General features: G+C 45.6%; 1 protein-coding gene. It reads right to left on the reverse strand.

Annotated elements, in window-relative coordinates:
• Positions 1 to 13 precede the first annotated feature (13 nt).
• A partial coding sequence (locus R8N28_RS27240; protein WP_318183919.1) for an exopolyphosphatase occupies positions 14 to 1,021 on the reverse strand: 1,008 nt, incomplete at its 5' end.

A 1,021-nucleotide genomic window follows, 5' to 3' on the forward strand; every position in this document is an offset into this window, starting at 1 on the left:
ATTGTACCGAAAACTAAAAAGTGAGTGTCCACTTCGCACTTGCCCATCTATCTTGTTCTTCCAGCAAATCGGCATGCAGCAACTTATTATTATCTAACCATACTTCATCGGTACAAGTGATCATCCATTCATCGCCTTTGATCGATAAAGTGATGTCAGGTAGTGGGTCGTCGTTGCGTTGCCCATTAAGGACTATGGACAGACGAAGAATCTTAATCAGGCTTAACACATCACTTTGTTTGTAGAGGTTGAACTCTGGCAACTCATTGAGCCTTAGCGCTTTGCGTTGAAAGCGTGCAAGCGTCGCCAAGACGAGTTGTTGCTCACGGTTAAAACCTTGCAGGGTTGAATGCAGAAGAATATAAAACGAGTGGCGATGGAAGCTGCGTAGGTTGATGCTTAGCCCAACTTCATGCAACAGAGCGGCCCATTCTAATAAATCAAACAGTTCGCTTTTCTTTTTAATCCCAAGCTCAGAATGTACTTGTTCAAGCATCTCGCGTGCGTGACCTTTTACGCGTGCAGCGTGCTCGAGATCCACGCGATGTTTTTGTGCTAGGTTTTCCGTGGTACGCATGCGAATGTCAGAGCGAGCAAACCGCTCTTCCATTTCATATAACAAGCCTTCTCTCAATGCTCCATCAGAGAAAAACATCTGGTCGATTTTTAGTGCCTGAAAAATCGCAGCTAAAATCGCCACACCAGCGGCAAATACCGGTTTACGTTCATCGGTCAGGCCAGCCAACTGAATATCATCAATTGACGCGAACTCGTTTAAAGTATCAATGAGCTTACTCAGACGCTTTGCTGTGATTAAACCGTCTTCAAAGCCCAGCCCAATCAATACCTCTTGAATCGCTTTGATGGTGCCTGATGAGCCGAGTGCAATATCCCAACCTTTCTTGCGGTATTTGGTCGCGATGGACTCTAGCTTTTGTTCGGCAGCGAGCATGGCTTTGCTGAAGTTTTTGCTCGATAACTTGCCATTTTTGAAGTACTGCTGTGTAAAGCTGACGCAGCC

The sequence above is a fragment of the Vibrio sp. Vb1554 genome (genome assembly GCF_033344235.1).